This window comes from Streptomyces sp. SPB074, from assembly GCF_000154905.1.
Classification (GTDB): Bacteria; Actinomycetota; Actinomycetes; order Streptomycetales; family Streptomycetaceae; genus Streptomyces.
Map to the genome: position 1 here is coordinate 6,341,464 of NZ_GG770539.1, position 1,107 is coordinate 6,342,570.

General features: G+C 75.2%; 1 protein-coding gene. It reads right to left on the bottom strand.

Annotation, left to right across the window (positions count from 1 at the left end; translation table 11 throughout):
- Window positions 1-264 precede the first annotated feature (264 nt).
- The gene (locus SSBG_RS27065) at window positions 265-858 is read right to left on the bottom strand and encodes a LuxR C-terminal-related transcriptional regulator (RefSeq protein WP_037870742.1); all 594 of its coding nucleotides are present in this window, start codon (window positions 856-858) and stop codon (window positions 265-267) included.
- Between the last annotated feature and the right edge of the window lie 249 nt (window positions 859-1,107).

Consider the following 1,107-nt stretch of genomic DNA (forward strand, 5'->3'; position numbering starts at 1 on the left):
CCTGGCTCTCGCCCGCCCCGCTCCTGGTCCTCGACGAGGCCACGCAGCCACCTGGACGCGCGGGCCGAACGGGGCGTGGAACGCGCGCTGTCCGCCCGGCCCGGCACGACACTCGTCCTCATCGCGCACCGTCCCGCGACGGCGGCGCGCGCCACCCGGGTGCTGCTCCTCGACGGGGCCCGCACCGACTGCGGCACGCCGGGGGAACTCGCCGCCCGCTCGGCCCTCTTCCGCGAACTGACCGGCGTCCTCGCACCGGCCGCCTCACAGCCAGCCCGCCTCCTTGGCGAGCCGGATGGCGTCCAGCCGGTTGCGCGCCCCGGTCTTGCGGATGGCCGCCGCGAGGTAGTTGCGGACCGTCCCGGCGGCGAGGTGCAGGTGCCCCGCGATCGCGGCCACCGACTCGCCCTCGGCGGCGAGCCCGAGGACACGTAGCTCGCGGTCCGACAGCGGCGATTCGGACACCTTCAGCAAGCCGAACGCCAGCGTCTCGTCCAGGTGCCGCCCTCCGGCGGCCACCTTGCGCACCACGGCGGCGAGGTCCCCCGTCTCGCCGTACTTGTCCACGTAGCCGCCCGCGCCCGCGTGGAAGGCCCGGCGCAGGTCGCCGGGCCGCTCGCCCTTCGTCAGGATGACGAGCGCGCCCGTGTCCGCCGTGTCGCGGGAGGCACGGAAGGTCTCTATCTCGGTGAGCAGGCCCAGGGAACCCGGACAGTCGAGGTCGAGAACGTAGACGTCGGGGGGACAGGTCCCGGCCGCCCGTCCCACGTCCCCCGGCCCGGCCGTGTCCACGTGCAGATCCGTACCGGCCGTGAGCAGGGCCCGGAGCGCGACCCGCCAGAGCGGGATCTCGTGCACCAGCAATATCCTCGTGCGAAGCGGCACCCGGACTCCCCCATGCTTCGTGTGACCGGGGCGGCTCGCCCGGCACGGATCAGTTCACCGGAGCGAGTGCCCCCGCATGCGCGATAGGCACGCATTGGCCGGAACGGAACGAGGCGGGGGCGGCGCGCGAGCGCCCGAAACGCGCGCCGCGTGCGCCCCCTGGGGAGCCCGCCGTCGATGCCTTCCACCCGAAGGGGCCGCCCGCCCACCCCGCGCTGAGCG